This is a genomic window from Cellulosimicrobium sp. MI9406 (assembly GCF_040595865.1).
GTDB lineage: Bacteria > Actinomycetota > Actinomycetes > Actinomycetales > Cellulomonadaceae > Cellulosimicrobium > Cellulosimicrobium funkei.
In genome coordinates this window covers 1-18280 of record NZ_JALIZI010000012.1, presented here as the reverse complement: position 1 = coordinate 18280, position 18280 = coordinate 1, and the positions used below count along the sequence as shown (strand labels likewise).

Annotated in this window: 11 protein-coding genes; 10 read left to right on the top strand and 1 reads right to left on the bottom strand. The window is 74.0% G+C overall.

Features of this window, described 5'->3' with window-relative positions; all coding sequences use genetic code 11:
* The first annotated feature begins 204 nt into the window (after positions 1 to 204).
* The 8 genes from MT994_RS18840 to MT994_RS18805 all read left to right on the top strand — a co-directional run bounded on the left by MT994_RS18840 (position 205) and on the right by MT994_RS18805 (position 14420).
* A complete protein-coding gene (locus MT994_RS18840) occupies positions 205 to 1452 on the top strand; it encodes a Gfo/Idh/MocA family oxidoreductase (RefSeq protein WP_194520986.1) in 1248 nt (415 codons plus the stop codon).
* Positions 1449 to 3107, top strand: coding sequence for a sugar ABC transporter ATP-binding protein (locus MT994_RS18835; protein ID WP_354807527.1), 1659 nt, complete (start codon positions 1449 to 1451; stop codon positions 3105 to 3107). The genes MT994_RS18840 and MT994_RS18835 overlap by 4 nt, the downstream gene beginning before the upstream one ends.
* Entirely contained in the window at positions 3104 to 4150 is a 1047-nt protein-coding gene (locus MT994_RS18830; protein WP_354807526.1) for an ABC transporter permease, read from the top strand. The genes MT994_RS18835 and MT994_RS18830 overlap by 4 nt, the downstream gene beginning before the upstream one ends.
* The gene (locus MT994_RS18825; RefSeq protein ID WP_061268735.1) at positions 4147 to 5229 is read left to right on the top strand and encodes an ABC transporter permease; all 1083 of its coding nucleotides are present in this window, start codon (positions 4147 to 4149) and stop codon (positions 5227 to 5229) included. The genes MT994_RS18830 and MT994_RS18825 overlap by 4 nt, the downstream gene beginning before the upstream one ends.
* 148 nt (positions 5230 to 5377) lie before the next feature.
* Positions 5378 to 6601, top strand: a complete 1224-nt coding sequence (locus MT994_RS18820) for a substrate-binding domain-containing protein (RefSeq protein WP_076406053.1) — start codon at positions 5378 to 5380, stop codon at positions 6599 to 6601.
* 186 nt (positions 6602 to 6787) lie between these two features.
* Positions 6788 to 7732, top strand: coding sequence for a sugar phosphate isomerase/epimerase family protein (locus MT994_RS18815; protein ID WP_354807525.1), 945 nt, complete (start codon positions 6788 to 6790; stop codon positions 7730 to 7732).
* A 105-nt stretch (positions 7733 to 7837) separates the two neighbouring features.
* Positions 7838 to 13423: a ThuA domain-containing protein gene (locus tag MT994_RS18810; protein ID WP_354807524.1), complete on the top strand. Its 5586-nt coding sequence runs from the start codon at positions 7838 to 7840 to the stop codon at positions 13421 to 13423.
* A 262-nt stretch (positions 13424 to 13685) separates the two neighbouring features.
* Positions 13686 to 14420: a hypothetical protein gene (locus tag MT994_RS18805; RefSeq protein WP_354807523.1), complete on the top strand. Its 735-nt coding sequence runs from the start codon at positions 13686 to 13688 to the stop codon at positions 14418 to 14420.
* A gap of 112 nt (positions 14421 to 14532) precedes the next feature.
* Here MT994_RS18805 and MT994_RS18800 read toward each other — a convergent pair whose 3' ends face one another.
* Positions 14533 to 15207: a GNAT family N-acetyltransferase gene (locus MT994_RS18800; RefSeq protein WP_354807522.1), complete on the bottom strand. Its 675-nt coding sequence runs from the start codon at positions 15205 to 15207 to the stop codon at positions 14533 to 14535.
* Positions 15208 to 15343: 136 nt separating this feature from the next.
* On the opposite strand from MT994_RS18800, the gene MT994_RS18795 reads away from it, so the two are divergent.
* Positions 15344 to 16144 carry a 5-oxoprolinase subunit PxpA gene (locus MT994_RS18795; RefSeq protein ID WP_354807521.1) on the top strand — a complete coding sequence of 267 codons (801 nt, stop codon included), beginning with the start codon at positions 15344 to 15346 and terminating at the stop codon, positions 16142 to 16144.
* Positions 16141 to 17832: a 5-oxoprolinase/urea amidolyase family protein gene (locus tag MT994_RS18790; RefSeq protein ID WP_354807519.1), complete on the top strand. Its 1692-nt coding sequence runs from the start codon at positions 16141 to 16143 to the stop codon at positions 17830 to 17832. Before MT994_RS18795 ends, MT994_RS18790 begins: the two co-directional genes overlap by 4 nt.
* Positions 17833 to 18280 lie beyond the last annotated feature (448 nt).

The following is an 18280-nucleotide window of genomic DNA, read 5'->3' as shown; positions in this document are numbered from 1 at the left end:
TCGGCGTCGCCGACCGGCGGGTGGGGGCAGTCCGACACGCCACCGCCCCCGGCCGTCCCGACGGCCGGGGGCGGTGGCGTGCCCGCGTCCGGCGGCGCCGATGTGATCCTTCACATTTGTTTTGCGGACAGGGTTATCTAAACGTGACGATCGATGTTCGGCTTTTGCTTGACGCTCGACATAAGTGCCCCTACGTTGTCATCCATGCGAGCCGACGACGTCGCGCAGGACGTGCGTACCCCGGTGCTGGAGCCGGAGACGCCCCTCCCGGGAGCGACCACGCCAGGGGCCTCGACCGCCCGAAGCACCTTCCCCGCCAGCAGCCCCGACGAGCTCGGGCTGCCCGCCGCCGGGTATCGCGCCGGGATCCTCGGCACCGGGTTCATGGGCGGGGTCCACGCCCGGGCCGTGCGCACGGGCGGAGGCCGCGTCGTGAGCGTCGCCGCCGCCGACCTCGACATCGCGCGCGCCGCCGCGCCGGGCCTCGGCGCCGAGCGCGCCGTCGCGACGGTCGAGGAGCTGCTCACCGACCCCGAGGTCGACGTGGTGCACGTGTGCACGCCCAACCACCTGCACGTCCCCCTGGCGCGCGCGGCGCTCGCCGCCGGCAAGCACGTGGTGTGCGAGAAGCCGCTCGCGACCGACGTCGCGGGCGCGGTCGAGCTCGCCGGCCTCGCGGCCGCGGCGCGGGAGCGGGACGGCCGCGTCGCCGTCGTGCCGTTCACCTACCGCTTCCACGCCATGGTCCGCGAGGCGCGCGAGCGCGTGCGCCGCGGCGAGGTGGGCACCGTCTCGCTCGTGCACGGCTCGTACCTGCAGGACTGGCTGCTGCGCGACTCCGACGACAACTGGCGCGTCGACCCCGCGCTGGGCGGCGCGAGCCGCGCGTTCGGCGACATCGGCTCCCACTTCTGCGACCTGCTGGAGTTCACGACGGGCCAGCGCATCGTGCGCCTCGTCGCGCAGTCGGCCACGGTGAACCCGCACCGCCGGGGCGCCGACGGCGTCGTGCACGAGGTCGCGACCGAGGACGCCGTGACGCTCCAGTACGCGACGGACGGCGGCGCGCTCGGCTCGGCCGTGATCTCGCAGGTGTCGGCCGGCCGCAAGAACCGGCTCTACCTCGAGATCTCCGGCTCGGAGTCGACCCTCGCGTTCGACCAGGAGCAGCCCGAGACGCTCTGGGAGGGCCGGCGCACGACGTCGCGCCTTCTCGTGCGCGACCCCGAGACGCTGTCCCCGGCGGCGGCCCGGTACTCGCGCCTCCCCGCCGGGCACGCGCAGGGCTACCAGGACTGCTTCGACGCGCTCGTCGCCGACACCGCCGCGGCCATCGGGGGCGTCGTCCCGGACGGCCTGCCCACGTTCGACGACGGCCTGCGCGCAGCGCGGCTCGCCGACGCCGTGGCCACGTCGGTGCGCACGGGCGGCTGGGTCGAGGTCGCGTCGTGACCGCGACGACGACGCGCGAGCCGCGTCCCGCCGCGGGGGAGGGCGACGACCGGCCGCTCCTGCGCCTGCGCGGCATCGGCAAGGAGTTCTTCGGGAACTCCGTGCTGCGCGGGATCGACCTCGACGTGCGGCCCGGCGAGGTCCACGCGCTCGTCGGCGAGAACGGCGCCGGCAAGTCGACGCTCATGAAGATCATCGCCGGCGTGCACCGCCCCGACGCGGGCACGCTCGAGCTCGACGGCGAGACGACGACGTTCGCCTCGCCGCTCGCCGCGCAGCACGCGGGCGTGTCGACGGTGTTCCAGGAGTTCAACCTCCTGCCCGAGCGGTCCGTCGCGGAGAACGTCTACCTCGGCCGCGAGCCGCGCCGCGCGGGCCTCGTCGACCGGCGGCGCATGCACGCGGACACGACCGCCCTGCTCACCGAGCTCGGCCTGACGGGGCTCGCGTCGTGGACGCGCGTCGGCTCGCTCTCCGTGGCGCAGCAGCAGATCGTCGAGATCGTCAAGGCCGTCTCCTACGACGCGCGGATCATCTCCATGGACGAGCCGACGGCGGCGCTCGCCGACCAGGAGGTCGAGCTCCTCTACGAGCTCGTGCACCGGCTCAAGGAGCGCGGCGTCGCGATCCTCTACGTCTCGCACCGCCTCAAGGAGATCTTCGACCTCTGCGACACCATCACGGTGCTCAAGGACGGCAACCACGTGCTGACGACGCCGACGGCGGACATCGACGCGGACCGCCTCGTGCGCACGATGGTCGGCCGCGACTTCGCGGGGTACTTCCCGGACAAGGACCCCGCGATCGTCCCGGGCGAGGTGCGGCTCGCGCTCGAGGGCGTCGGCAACACGCAGGTCGACGACGTGTCGTTCGAGGTCCGCGCGGGCGAGATCGTCGCGCTCGCCGGGCTCCAGGGCTCGGGACGCACGGAGATCGCGCACGGCGTCTTCGGCATCGCGGGGTTCACGCGCGGCCGCGTCCTCATCGGCGGGAAGCCGGTCGACGTGCGCTCGCCGCGCCAGGCGGTCCGCGCCGGCCTCGCTCTCGTCACCGAGGACCGCAAGGCCGAGGGGCTCGCGCTGGGCCAGTCGATCCTCGCCAACGCGCGCCTCGTGCTCGACGCCGTCGTGCCCGGCCAGGCCGACCGGCGCGCGAGGCGCATCCCGGGCATCCTGTCCTCGCTCGAGCTCGTCGCGAGCTCGCAGGAGGCCGAGGTCCAGTACCTGTCGGGCGGCAACCAGCAGAAGGTCGTCCTCGCGAAGTGGCTCGTCACGGACCCGCAGGTCATCGTGCTCGACGAGCCGACGCGCGGTATCGACGTGGGCGCCAAGCGCGCGGTCTACGACCTCATGCGCGAGCTCACCGCGAACGGCGTCGCCGTGCTGTTCATCTCGTCCGAGCTCCCCGAGGTGGTCGCCATGGCCGACCGCGTGCTCGTCATGCGCGACGGCCGCCTCGCGGGCGAGCTCCCCGCGGGCAGCGACGAGGAGACCGTCATGGCGCTCGCCACGGGCGCGGGCGAGGACACCTCCGGCGAGCACGTCCAGGTCGACCTCGGCGCCCTCGCCGACGCCGACGACCTCCCGGGCGCCGACCCCGGCACCACGCCCGGCAACGCCCCGCACGCCCCCGACGGCCCGAAGGAGCACCGATGAGCACCGCGGTCGCGACCGCCGCCCCCACCGCGAGCCGCGCACCCGCGCGCCGTCGCCGGCTGGGCTCGACGGAGATCGTCTACCTCGCCCTCGTCGGGATCCTCGTGATCGCCGGCGTCCTCGTGGCCGTGGGCGGCGGCAACCTGTTCAGCACGGCGAACACGGCGTACATGCTCACGCAGACGAGCCTGCTCGGCTTCGTCGCGATCGGGCAGACGTTCGCCGTCCTGTGCAAGTCGCTCGACCTGTCCGTCGGCTACGTCGTCGCGCTCAGCTCGATCGTCGGCGCGACGACCATGGCGGGCGACCCGTCGCGCGTCTGGCTCGGCGTCCTCGCGGCGGTGGGCGTCGCGGCGGTCGTCGGCCTCGTCAACGGGCTCGTCATCGCGAAGCTGCGCGTCAACGCGTTCATCGCGACGCTCGGCGTCGGGCTCATCATCAAGGGCTACCTCGACACGCAGTTCAAGGGCCCGGCGGGGGAGGTGCCCGCCTCGTTCCAGATGTTCGGGTACACGCGCGTCGGCCCCGTGCCGGTCTCGACGGTCGTCATGCTGCTCGTCGCGGCCGCGGGCGTCGTGCTCCTGACGCGCACCCGCCCCGGGTACCACATGTTCGCCGTCGGGGGGAACACCGACGTCGCGCGGCTCTCGGGCATCCGGACGGACCGGACGCTGATCCTCGCGCACGTGCTGTGCTCGGTCTGCGCGGGCGTCGCCGGCCTGCTCATCGCCGCGCGCTTCGGCACCGGCAACGCGCTCGTCTACTCCTACGGTCTCGACCTCGACTCGATCGCCGCCGTCGTGCTCGGCGGGACGCTCCTCATGGGCGGGCGCGGCTCGGTCGTCGGGACGGTGGGCGGCGTGCTGATCCTCGCCGTGCTCGACACGGTGTTCAACGTGCTCGACGTCGACCCGTTCTTCAAGGACGTGCTGCGCGGCGTCATCATCATCGCCGCCGTCGCCCTGTACGCCCGGCGCCAGATCGACCCGGCGAGCAGCCGGGCCCGCTTCCGCCCGACCCGCACCGGAGGTGCGTCCGCATGACCACCGACACCACGCGCCGGACCATCCCGGCGCGCGCGCCGCGGGCCGGCTGGCTCGAGCGCCTCACCGCGGGCGGCAGCTGGACCGTGTTCGCGCTGCTCGTGCTCGTCTTCGCGGTCATCCTCGTGATGAACCCGTCGTTCGGCGAGCCGATGTCGCTCATGGCGTTCGTCAAGAAGGCCGCACCGCTGGTCATCCTCGCGATCGGGCAGTACTTCGTCATCGTCTCGGGCGAGTTCGACCTGTCGGTCGGCTCGCTCGTGGGCGCCCAGGTCGTCATCGCCGCGAAGCTCATGGACGGCGAGGACTCGATGACCTGGCCCGTCATGGCCCTCATGATCGTCTTCGGCCTCGCGGTCGGGCTCGTCAACGGCCTCGTGACCACGCTGCTCAAGGTGCCGTCGTTCATCACGACGCTCGGCATGATGCTCGTGCTCTACGGCGCGATCCGGCTCTGGACGGGCGGCGCCCCCACGGGCGCCCTCACCGACGGGTTCCGGCAGTGGGGACGCGGGGGCATCCCCGACAACCCGGGCCAGTTCCAGGTGCCGTACGCGCTGCTCGTCGTCGTCGTGCTCGGCGTGGCCGCGGCCCTGCTCATGCGCCGCCCCTTCGGCCGCACGCTCGTCGCCACGGGCGACAACGACGTCGCGGCGGGCTACGCGGGCGGCTCGGTGTGGTGGGTGCGCACGCGCGCCTTCCTCCTGTCGGGCTTCCTGGCGACCGTCGCGGCGATCCTCATCGGCGGGTACGCCGGCGTCACCGCCCAGGTCGGGCAGGGCCTGGAGTTCATGGCGATCACCGCCGTCGTGCTCGGGGGCGTCGTCCTCGGCGGCGGGCGGGGGACCGTGATCGCCGCGATGGCGGGCGCGCTCACGCTCGAGGCGCTGTTCACCCTGTTCAACCAGCTGAGCCTGCCGTCGACGATCCGCCCCGCCGTGCAGGGCGTGATCATCATCGCGGCCGTCGCCTACGCCGCGCTGCCGCGCCGGTCGCGGCGCCGCGCGTCCACCCCCGACGCCCCGCCGGCGGCGGGCCCGACCCCCGCACCGAAGGAGCCCGCCCCCGCGAACGCCTGAGCCCCGCGCGCCCGGCGACGACGCCCGCGCCCCTCCCCGCGCACGACCCCTGCCGGACCCCCGCGCACGGCCGTGCGGCAGCACCCGAGCTGTACCCCCTTCCCCGCACGTTGCGGGACGACGACGTCTCACCAAGGAGAAGAAGGACATGCGACGTACACGAGCACTCCTGGCCGGCACGGCGGTGGCCACGCTGTTCCTCGCGGCCGCCTGCACGACCGACACCCCCACCGACACGGGCGGGGAGACCTCGGCCGAGGAGAGCCCCGCGGGCGAGGAGTCCGGCGGCGCCGACTCCGAGTGGTTCGTCCAGGCGGACTACGACCGCCAGCTCGCCCAGCGCGAGGTCGTGCCCGAGGGCCCGGCCGACCAGCCGTGGCTCCAGGCCATCGAGCCCGAGTACGTGGACACGGCCGAGTTCGCGAGCGCCGAGGGCGGCAACACGCTGTGCTTCTCGAACGCGTCGGTGTCCAACCCGTGGCGCGTCACCGGGTTCATCACCATGCAGCAGCAGGTCGACGTCCTCACCGAGGAGGGCGTGATCGGCGAGTTCCGCGTCTCCGACGCCGCCGACGACGACAACAAGCAGATCTCCGACATCCAGGCGTTCGTCGCGGCGGGCGACTGCGACGCGATCATCATCTCGCCGTCGACCACCGCGACCCTCACGCCCGCCGTCGAGGCGGCGTGCGAGTCGGGCAAGCCCGTCATCGTGTTCGACCGCGGCGTCAACACCGACTGCATGGTGACGTTCATCCACCCGATCGGCGGCTACGCGTACGGCGCCGACGGCGCCGAGTTCCTCGTCGAGAACCTCGAGCCCGGCTCGAAGGTCCTCGCGCTGCGCATCCTGCCCGGCGTCGACGTGCTCGAGAACCGCTGGGCCGCGGCCGACAAGATCTTCTCCGAGTCGGAGCTCGAGGTCGTGGGCGCCGAGTTCACCGGCGGCGACGGGGCGAAGATCAAGGACATCGTCACCCAGTACCTTCAGCGCGGGGACGTGGACGGCATCTGGATGGACGCCGGCGACGGCGCCGTCGCAGCCGTCGAGGCGTTCGAGGACGCGGGCAAGCCGTACCCCGTCTTCATGGGCGAGGACGAGATGAGCTTCCTGCGCAAGTGGAAGGACACGGACATGACCGCCATCGGCGCCGTGTACTCCAACTTCCAGTGGCGCACGCCCATCCTCGCGGCGCAGATGATCTGGGCCGGCGAGCAGGTGCCGTCCGAGTGGGTCCTGCCGCAGTCGCCGGTCGTCGCCGAGGACCTCGACGCCTACCTCGAGGCGAACAAGGACATGCCGTCCCTGCACTACGCGAAGTTCGGCGGCGAGGACCTGCCCGGGTTCCCGGAGGCCTGGACCGACCGCTGACGCCAGCACCACCCCGGTCCGGCCGCGCGGCCGGACCACCTGGGGCCGCCCGGTCGCCGTCCGACCGGCCGGGCGCCCCGCCCGCCCGCCCGACGGCGCGGCGCACCTCCCGCACGGGGGTGCGCCGCCGGCGTCGGGCACGCGGGCGGGACGGCCGAGTGCTCGGACCCGACGAGAGAGAGCGACGTGGCTCTTCCCCGCCCGACCCCCGCGCACCGCGCGACCGACCTGCTCGCGCCCGACGGCGCGCCCGTCCCGGTGCGCCGGCGCGCGCTCGGCGTCAACACGTGGGTGTGGACGTCGCCCCTGACCGACGGCGCGCTGCGTGACATCGCCCCGCGTGTCGCGGGGTGGGGCTTCGACGTGCTCGAGCTGCCCGTCGAGAACCCGGGGGACTGGGACCCGGCGACGGCGGCCGCCGTCCTCGCCGACCACGGCCTCGCCGCGAGCGTCTCGCTCGTCATGGGCGAGGGGCGCGAGCTCGTCGCCACGGACGCCGCGACGGTGCGCGCCACGCAGGACTACATGCGCCACGTCGTCGACGTCGCGCGGACCGTCGGCGCCCCGGTGATCGGCGGCCCGGCGTACGCGTCGGTCGGGCGCACGTGGCGGCTCGGCCCGGCCGAGCGCGAGGCTGCCTACGAGGAGCTCGCCGAGCACCTCGCCCCGGTCGTCGAGCACGCCATGGCGGCGGGCGTCGTCGTCGGGCTCGAGCCGCTCAACCGCTACGAGACGAGCCTCGTCAACACCGTCGACCAGGGGCTGGAGGTCGTGCGGCGCCTGCCCGCGGCCGGCATCGGCCTCATGCTCGACGTCTACCACATGAACATCGAGGAGACGGACCTGCCCGCCGCGGTGACGCGCGCGGGCGAGCGCATCGCGCACGTCCAGGTGTGCGGCAACGACCGCGGCGCACCGGGCACCGACCACCTCGACTGGCGCGGCCTGCTCGCCGCGCTCGACGCGACCGGCTACGACGGACCGCTCGTCATCGAGTCCTTCACCGCCGAGAACGCGACGATCGCCACGGCCGCCTCGATCTGGCGCCCGCTGGCGCCGACCCAGGACGCCATCGCCGTCGATGGCCTCGCCTACCTGAAGGGACTGATGCCCGAGCCGGAGAGCACGTAGCCGTAGTCGCAGACGACCGCCGGCGCCGGCACGCCGCGGGATGACGACCACCCTGCCCGGACGACGACGTCCGGGCCCGCACGTCATGCCCCTGGAGGCACCACGATGACTGCACGACGCCCACGCAGGGCGAGATCGGTCGCCGCCGCACTGACCGTCGGGGCGCTCGCGTTCACGCTTGCGCCCGTCACGACGGCCGTTGCCGCGGACGACCCCGTCCCTGCGGAGGACGAGCACAAGGTGCTCATCTTCACCAAGACGACCCAGTTCCGGCACACCGAGGCGATCACGCAGGGCACGCCCGTGCTCGAGGCCGCGTTCGCCGAGGTCGGCATCGAGTCCGACCACACCGAGGACTCCTCGGTGTTCACCGACGAGAACCTCGCGCAGTACGACGCCCTCGTCATGTTCCAGACGTCGGGCGACCCGTGGAACGCGGACGAGAAGGCCGCGCTCGAGCGCTACCAGCAGGCGGGCGGCGGCATCGTCGCCATCCACAACGCGACCGACATGCGCGGCAGCTACCAGTGGTGGGACGACATGATCGGCGCGCTCATGCCCGGTCACGCCGCCACGGGCAACAGCCCCGGCCTGCCCGGCACGGTCCGCGTCGAGGACCGCACGCACCCGTCGACCGAGCACCTGTCCCAGCGCTGGACGCGCGCGGACGAGTGGTACAACTTCTCGGCCAACGTCCGCGGCAGCGCGCACGTCCTCGCCACGATGGACGAGACGACGTACGACGCCGGCGGCAACAAGATGGGCTACGACCACCCGATCTCCTGGTGCAAGCCGTACGACGGCGGTCGTGCCTGGATGACGGGCATGGGCCACTTCGGGGCGCACTACACGCAGGAGCCCGACTTCGTGCAGCACGTCGTCGGCGGCGTGCAGTGGGCGGCGGGCCTCGTCGAGGGCGACTGCGGCGGCACCGACTGGGGCTCGTTCGAGAAGGTCGCGCTCGACTCGAACACGAGCGCCCCCTTCGGCATGGACGTCGCGCCCGACGGCCGCGTGTTCTACACCGAGCTCGTGCGCGGCCAGGTCCGCGTCTACGACCCGCGGACGCAGAACACGACGACGGCGCTCACGCTCCCCGTGTACTCGGGCGGCGAGGACGGCCTGCTCGGCATCGCGCTCGACAAGGACTTCGCGGAGAACGGGTACCTGTACCAGTACTACTCGCCCGCGAGCTCGAACGACTCCGACCCGGCGAACTTCTTCAACCGCGTCTCGCGGTTCACGGTGTCGTCGGACGGCCCCGGCGCGACCGTGATCGACCCCGCGTCGGAGAAGGTCCTGATGGAGATCCCGGCCGGGCGCCTGCCCGACGAGCCGGGCCACACAGGCGGCGGCCTGCTCGTCGACCACGAGACCGGTGACCTGTACATCGGCGTGGGCGACGACGTGAACCCGCACTCCGAGCCGTCCGGCGGCTACGCGCCGATCTCCGAGCGCGACGGCACGTTCCACGACGCGCGCGCGACGTCGGCGAACACGAACGACCTGCGCGGCAAGGTGCTGCGGGTCCACCCCGAGGACGACGGCACGTACTCGATCCCCGAGGGCAACCTCTTCGCGCCGGGCACCGAGAAGACGCTGCCCGAGATCTACGCGATGGGCTTCCGCAACCCCTTCCGGTTCACCATCGACCCGAAGACGGGCAACCTCGGCGTCGCCGACTACTCGCCCGACAACGGGTCGGACAACCCGGCGAACCGCGGCCCCGCGGGTATCGCCGAGTGGAACCTCATCAAGGAGCCCGGCTTCTTCGGCTGGCCCCTGTGCATGGGGAACAACGAGCCGTTCCGCGACGTCGACTACCGCACGAGCCCGGTCACGGTCGGTGACTTCTTCGACTGCGACGCCCCGGTCAACGACTCGGTGAAGAACACCGGCCTCACCGAGCTCCCCGCCGCGCAGCCGGCGGACCTCTGGTACGGCTACCAGCGCTCGTCCGTGCCCGGCGTCATCAACGCCGGCGGCGGCCTCGCGCCCATGGGCGGCCCGTTCTACGAGTACGACCCGGAGCTCGACTCGGACACGAAGTTCCCGTCGTCCTACGACGGCAAGGCCTTCTTCTACGAGTGGGCCCGGAACAAGATGTACACGATCGACCTCAAGGACCCCGAGGCCGCTCCCGGCGTGACCGACGTCGAGAAGGTCAACCCGTTCCTCCCGCAGGAGCAGTTCCTCGCGCCGATCGACTCGAAGTTCGGGCCCGACGGCGCGATGTACGTGCTCGACTGGGGCGGCGGCTTCGGCCGCGACAACCCGAACTCGGGCCTGCACCGCATCGACTACCTGTCGGGCTCGCGCTCGCCGGTGTCGAAGCCGGTCGCGACGCCGGACTCCGGCATCGCGCCGCTCGAGGTGTCGTTCGACGGGACCGGGAGCACCGACCCCGAGGGCGAGGCGCTCACGTACGCGTGGGACTTCGACGGTGACGGCACGACGGACTCGACGTCCGCCGCCCCGAGCCACACCTACACGGAGAACGGCGTCTACGACGCCCGCCTCACGGTGACCGACCCTGCCGGCAAGGTGGGCACGGCGACCGTGCCGATCACGGTCGGCAACACGCGGCCCGAGGTCGACTTCGGCCTGCCGCCCACCGGCTCGTTCTTCACCTTCGGCGACGACATCACGTGGGACGTGGCCGTGACGGACGCCGAGGACTCGCCGGACGGCGAGACCATCGACGACGAGCAGGTCATCATCCAGCCCGCGCTCGGCCACGACGCGCACGCGCACCCCTCCGAGCCGCTGCACGGCCGGACGGGCACGGTCGCGACGAGCCTCGGCGGCGGCCACGGCGAGGACATGAACGTCTTCTACGTGATCGACGCGCGCTACACCGACCGCGGCGGCGTGGACGACGTCCCGGCCCTCACCGGCTCGGACACCACGCTCATCTTCCCGAAGAAGCGCGAGGCGGAGTTCCACGCCGACTCCGACGGCACCACGACGATCCCGAGCCGGGACGTCGAGGGCGGCGGCTCGGTCATCACCGGGTCGAACGGGGCCTGGGCGTCGTACGACCCGGTGAGCCTGTACGGCGTGCAGGCGCTCACGCTGCGCGTCGCCGCGGCGGCCGAGGGCACGATCGAGCTGCGGCGCGACGCCGCGGACGGCGAGCTCCTCGGCACGGCCCAGATCCCGCAGACGGGTCTCGGCACGTTCACCGACGTGACCGTGGACGTCACCGACCCCCGGGAGCCGTTCACGCTCTACGTCGTCTTCCCCGGCGCGGGCGAGCGTCGCCTCAACTTCGTCGAGGCCGACGGCAAGGGCGTCTCCGCCACCACGCGGCCGAAGGTGCGCATCACCGCGCCCGAGGCGGGCGTGCGCCTGGAGCAGGGCGAGATCACGGTCACGGCCGAGGCCGACGACACGGAGAACACGGTCACCGAGGTCGAGTTCTTCGTCGACGGCGAGTCGATCGGGACCGACACCGAGGCGCCGTACGAGGCCACGTGGGAGGTGACGGCGGACAACAACTACGAGCTGACCGCGGTCGCGACCAACGACAAGGGCCTCTACACGCGGTCCCGCGTCGTCGTGGCGCAGGTCGGCGACCTCTTCGGGGGCATGAAGACCTTCACCAACGCGAACGGGACGTTCGAGCAGCTCGCCGAGGGCAAGTACCTCATCACGTCGGGCGGCGCGAACATGTGGCAGGGCACCGACGAGTACTCGACCATCTACCGCGAGCAGGGCGCCGACGAGAACTGGTCGGCGACGGTGAAGATCAACAGCCAGGGCAACTCGAACGGGTCTGCCAAGGCCGGGATCATCGTCCGCAACGACGTCACGCAGGTCGGGAGCTCGCCGGGCTACGCCGCCCTGGGCATGCGCCCGAGCGGCGGCTTCGAGTGGCTCCGCGGCAACGCGGCCGGCCAGCTCGTCACGTCGTCCGCCGCGAGCTCGACGAGCTACCCCGCGTGGGTGCGGATCGTGCGCGACGGCGACCTGTACACGGCCTCCTGGAGCAAGGACGGCGAGAACTTCACGCAGATCGGGGAGCCCCAGGCCCTCCCGGGTGCGGCGTCCGTGCAGGACGTGGGGCTCTTCGTCACCGCGCACAGCACGTCGGCCACGAGCGCCGTCGAGTTCCAGGACTTCGCGTTCGACGACGACCCGCAGACCGGGGGACCCGGTGAGGAGACCCCGCCGCAGTGCCTCGCGCAGGCGTCGGACGAGTTCGACGGCGACACCCTCGACCCGCGGTGGACGGTCGTCCGCCAGGCCGACGGCAAGCCGATCACCGTCGCCGACGGCCACGCCGTCCTGCCGGTCGTGCAGGGCGACATCAACGAGGCGCAGACCGGGCCGATCAGCTACCTCGGTCAGCCCGCACCCGCCGGCGCCTGGACGCTCGAGACGAAGCTCGACGTCCCGCTCGCCCGGCACTGGCAGCACGCCGGACTCCTGGTCCACGTGACCGACGACGAGTACACGAAGCTCGCGTTCACGAAGAACCAGAACGGCAACCGGTTCCTCGAGTTCCAGACCGAGACCGGCGGCGCCCGCACGTGGCACGGCCAGACGAACGTCGCGGGGGACTTCCCGACGTCGATCCACCTGCGCCTCGTCTCGGACGGCTCCGCCATCACGGCCGCGTACTCGGCGGACGGCCGGACGTGGACGGCGCTCGCGGGCTCGGCGCCCGTGAAGCCGGGCGCGACGTTCGGCGTGATGGCCGGCGGCGACACCGCGGCCCCCGACTCGGTCGCCAGGGTCGACCACGTGCGCGTCACGGGCGACGGGTCGGACGACGGCGAGCGCGAGCCGAACGACGAGTTCGAGGGCGACGCCCTCGACGGCTGCCGCTGGGACGCGGTCGTGCGCTACGACGGGTCGAAGGTCGCCGTCGCCGACGGCGAGCTGCGCATCACGACCCAGCCGGGCGACATCAACGCCGGCAACAACGGCGACCCGCGCAACTTCGTCCTCCAGACGGCACCGGAGGGCGACTGGGTCGTCGAGACGCGGTTCAAGGCGCCGCTCGTGCACCGGTGGCAGCTCGCGGGCCTCATCGCGTACGGCGACGACGACAACTACGTCAAGGCCGACGTGCTCGCGAAGAACGCCCCGGGCGCGGCGCTGAACCTCGGCGCCGAGCTCGTCTCGGAGAAGGGCGGCCAGTTCGGCAACGGCGGCAACCGTCAGCTCGAGCTCGCCGACTCGACCGAGTCGGGCTACTGGTACCTGCGGCTCGAGAAGGTGGGCAGCACGTACCAGGGCTGGGTCAGCGACGGCGGGGTGAACTGGACGCCGCTGGGCGACCCGGTCACGAACGACGCCGCGCTGACCAAGGTCGGCCTCATGGCGATCGGTCCGGAGCAGGAGACGCCGGTCACGGTGGCGTTCGACTGGTTCCGTCTCACGACGGAGTCCGAGCCCGAGCCCACGGTCGACGTCGAGGTCACCGCCTCGGCCCGCTGCCTCGCGGGCAAGGCGTACCTCGCCCTGCGCGCGACGAACGCCGACGAGGCGCCCATCGCGATCACCCTCACCACGCCGTTCGGCTCCAAGGAGTTCGGCGCGGTCGAGGTGGGTGCCAACGCCTACCAGTCGTTCGCGTCGCGCGCGACGGCGTTCGAGGCGGGCACGGCGACGGTCACGGCGACGCTCGGCGACGTCACGACCGAGATCGAGGTGCCGTACGACGCCGTGAGCTGCGGCTGACGGCGGGCCGGTGACGGGAGACCCGCCCCCGTCACCGGCCGCCTCGCCGGCCCGGCCCACGGGCCGGGCCGGCGGACCCGGCGGGAGGACCACAGGACAGGAGCGACAGGTGGCACAGCGCACCTCGGCACGGACGCCGACGACCCGGACCCCGGCGGGAGGATCCCGGAAGGGCTCCGGCCGCACCGGCGGCCCGACGACGCCCGCACGCTCCCGTCCTGCCGACCGGGGCGGTGCCGGCCGCCCCGAACCCCGGCCACCGGTGCGCGTCCGCGCGCGCCGGTGGTTCGTGGGCCTCGACCCGTGGCGCCGCGTCCTGCTCGTCGTCGGCGCGCTGGCGCTCGTGGCGGTCGCCGTCGCGGCCGTCGTGGGGCTCACGCGCGGCGGCGCGGCCGCTGACGACGGCGGCTTCGCCGTCGACCCGGCGCGCGTCGCCGAGCTCGAGGCGGCTGAGGAGGCGCGCGACGCCGAGAACCTCGTCGCGTCGATCGACCACGCCCGGTACCTCCAGACCGAGCTCGTCCCCGTCCTGCACGGCCTCCACGCGGTGCTCCCCGTCGACGGGTCGAGCGCCGTCCCCGCGGACCCGGCGGACGTCGGGGCGTGGCACGCGACCGTCGACGGTCTCGTCGCCGAGACCGAGGCGCTCGCGAGCGGCTCCTCCGAGCACAACATCGTCCGCAACGGGATGCTCACGTCGCTCGAGCTCGTCGGGGACGCGCTCGACGCCGTCGGGCTCGCCGCGAGCGCCGACTCCGCCGCGGCCCCCGACCTGTACGCCCTCGCGGGCGACCTGCGCACGCGCGCCGTCGAGACGTGGGGTCTCGCCGCCGTCCAGCTCGACCTGCGCTCGACGGCGGGCGGCCAGGGCCACGTCCACGTCTTCCTGCCCGTCCACCCCGACGACTCGCTCGACGGGGGCCTCGGCCTCGGCCACACGGGCGGTGACGAGGGCGGCCACGAGGGCGCCGACGGCGAGGACGCGCACGACCACTGAGCCGACCGACCACCGTCCACCGGACGACCGCGGCCCGCACGGGCCGCCCACCGACCTCCCGGTCGGGCGCCCTCCGGGGTGCAGGCCGAGCCCGACCGGGACCTCCCGTCCGTCAGCGGCGGGGCAGGGCCATGACCACGTCCGCATGGGTCTCCCCGCCGACGACGTACGTCCGGCCACCCACCACGGCGAACCCGTGCTTGCGGTAGAAGGCCTGGGCGCGCGCGTTGTGCCCGTTCGTGCCGAGCCAGAGGGGGAGCCCGGGCCCGAGCAGCGCCGCGGCCCCCGTCGTCGCGGTCATGAGCACGCTCGCGACGCCCGTGCCCTGCGCGGCGGGGTGCACGTAGATCTTCGACAGCTCCACCGCCTCGCCCGGCCCGACGGCGGCCGCCACGTCCGGGTGGTCGGGGAGGCCTCGTGCCAGCAGCGCGTACCCGAGGGGGCCGCTCGGGGCCTCGGGCGACCCGGCGTCCGTCTCCACGGTGCCTGCCGACGTGCCCGCCGACGTGCTTGGCGACGTGTCTCCCGACGCGCCCGCCGACGTTCCTGCTGAGGCGCCGGGCGACGCCGCCTCGACGAGCAGCAGCGCGTGCGCGGCGCTCGCGGCCCACGCGCGGAACCGGTCGGGCGAGAGCTGCGTCGCGACGTGCTCCGCGATCGCGTCGGGCGACGTGCCGGGCGGGCACGCGAGCGGGAACGTGAGCGCGGCCAGGTCCGCGAGCGCGGCGGCGTCGGCCGTCGTCGCGCGGCGCACGGCCGTCGTGGCGGTGGTGGTGTCGTCCGGCATGCCAGGAAATCTACGCCCGCGGTCTCCGCCCACGGCACGGTGGGCACCGCGGTGGCGCAGCAGTGGCGCACCGGTGGCGCACCGGTGGGGTCCGCGGCGGAGCCCGCCGAGCGCGCGTCCCGGGCATGATGGACGCGTGACGCGCATCGACCTCAACGCCGACCTCGGCGAGGGCTTCGGCCGCTGGACCCTCGGCGACGACCATGCCCTGCTCGGCCTCGTGACCAGCGCGAACGTCGCGTGCGGGTTCCACGCGGGCGACGCGACGACCATGCGGACCGTGACGCGGGACGCCGCCGCGCGCGGGGTGCGGGTGGGCGCGCACGTGAGCTACCGGGACCGGGCGGGCTTCGGGCGGCGGTTCATGGACGTGGACCCCGGCGAGCTCGCCGACGAGGTGCTCTACCAGCTCGCCGCTCTCGACGGGTTCGCCCAGCTCGCGGGGGACCGCGTGCGGTACGTCAAGCCGCACGGCGCGCTCTACAACGCGATCGTCCACCACGAGGCGCAGGCCCGGGCCGTCGTCGACGCGGTGCACGCCTACGACCCCACGCTGCCCGTCGTCGGGCTGCCCGGCTCGGCCGTGCTGCGGCTCGCGGACGCGGCGGGCCAGCCCACCGTCCGCGAGGCCTTCGCGGACCGCGGCTACCTCCCGTCGGGCGAGCTCGTCCCGCGCGGGCGGCCGGGCGCCGTCGTGCACGACGGCGACGAGGTCGCCCGGCGCGTCGTCCGGCTCGTGACGACCGGCACGGTCGAGGCCGCGGACGGCACGTCGCTGCGCGTCGAGGCGGACTCGGTGTGCGTCCACTCGGACACCCCCGGGGCGGTCGGGCTGCTCGGGGCGCTGCGGACCGCGCTCCAGGAGGCCGGGGTCGTCGTGCAGCCCTTCGTCGACTCCCCGCACGGCGGCTCGGCGGGCGAGGACGCGGTGCCGTGACGACCGGAGGGTCGCCCGCTCCCGGGTCACCGGTCCGCGACGCGGCCGACGGCCCCGACGGCGAGGTGACGGTGCACGCGTTCGGCGAGGCCGCGCTGCTCGTCGACCTTCCCGACCTCGCCGCCGTGCGCGCGCTGCACCGGGCCCTGGGCGACGCGCCGCCCGGCGTGGTCGACGTCGTCCCGGCCGCCCGCACGGTGCTCGTGCGCTGCGCGGCGCCCGCGGACGTCCCCGCCGCCCGGGCGTGGCTGCGCGCGGCGGCGCGGCGCGCGTCGACGACCGGCCCCACCACCCACGTCGGGGAGCTCGTCGAGATCCCCGTGCGCTACGACGGCCCCGACCTGGACGACGTCGCCCGCTGGGCGGGCCTGAGCGTTGAGGAGGTCGTCGCGCGGCACCACGGCCGCGAGTACGAGGCCGCGTTCGGCGGGTTCGCGCCGGGCTTCACGTACCTCTCCGGGGTCGATCCCGCGATCGCCGCCCCGCGCCTGGCCACCCCGCGCACCCGCGTCCCCGCCGGCTCGGTGGCGCTCGCGGGCGGGCTCACCGCCGTCTACCCGGGGGAGTCCCCGGGCGGGTGGCGCCTCCTCGGCCGCACGGACGCGCGGATGTTCGACGTCGACCGCGACCCGCCCTCGCTCGTCGCGCCCGGCGCGCGCGTGCGGTTCGTGCCGGTCCGCGCGGCCGTGACCGCGGGCGGCGGCCCGCTCGTGCCGTCGGGGAGGGCGCAGCAGGACGGGAGCGCGGGGGCGCCGCGCGTGCAGCCCGCACAGGACGGGGCCACCACCCCCTCGCTGCCGGCCGCGCGCGCCCTGGAGGTGCTCGCGACGGGTCCCCTCGCGCTCGTCGAGGACGCGGGGCGCCCGGGGCTCGCCGCTGTCGGCGTCGGGCCGTCGGGAGCGGCCGACCGCGCGTCGCACGCGCTCGCGAACCGGCTCGTGGGCAACCCGGACGGTGCGGCGGCGATCGAGGTCACCCTCGGCGGTCTCGCCGTGCGGTTCGCCGGCGGGGCGGTCGTCGCGCTGGCGGGGGCGGCGGTCCCCGCGAGCGTGGACGGGAGCCCGGTCGGCATGCACGCGGCCCTCCGGGTGCCCGACGGCGGTACCCTCCGCCTCGGCCTGGCGGCGCGCGGTCTGCGCACCTACCTCGCGGTGCGTGGCGGGCTCCGGCCGCCCGCGGTCCTCGGGTCGCGCGCGCGGGACGTGCTGGCCCGGCTCGGTCCGGAACCCCTGCAGCCGGGCGACGTCGTCGCGGTGGGGGCCGCGCCGTCGGGCACGTGGCCGTGGCCCGACGTCGCACCGGTGCGGTTCCCGCCCGGCGAGCCGCGTCCGGGCGAGCGGGCGGGCGCGGTGCTCGAGGTGCTGCCCGGGCCGCGGTCCGACTGGTTCCTCCCCGGTGCGGGGCACGCGCTGCGCGCGCTGCGGACCGTGTCGCCGGACAGCGACCGCGTCGCCCTGCGGCTCGACGGCCAGGCCGTGCCCCGCAGGCCGGGGGAGCTGGCGTCCGAGGGGCTCGTCCGCGGCGCGGTCCAGGTCCCGCCCGACGGGCGTCCCGTCGTCTTCCTCGCGGACCGCCCGGTCACCGGGGGATACCCCGTCATCGGGGTGCTCCGCGAGCGGGACGTCGACCGTGCGGCCCAGCTCCGACCGGGGGACCGCGTGATCCTGCGGCTCGCGACGACGGTCTGAGCGCGGCGCCGGGGGAGCGTGGGAGGGCGGGGCGGACGGCCGCACGTCGTGCCGTGCGGCGAGCGGCAGCGTCCCTGTGGGCCGGGTCACCGGGGAGCGGCTTGACCATGTCGCGCGAGGCCGCGTAATGTTCTGGATGTCGGCCCGACAGGGAGGAACAGACACCGCCTCGAACGATCGAGGGTGGCTGGTCCCGGGGTCGAAACCCTTCCACCGCATGGCGTAGAGTGTTCTCTGCCCGCGACGAGGAAGACCACGGCGACTGGACCACGGCGAACAGCCGGGGTTGAGGAGCCGGGGAAGACCTGGTAAGGTTGAAGGGTTGCCCCAAGCGAGGTTCTGCCCGGTCGGGTGGTGCTGAGTTGGTGTGTGTCGGTTGTTTGAGAACTCAACAGTGTGCTTGTTAGTCAATGCCAAATTTTTTGTCCCTGTGGCATGGCTGGCCTGG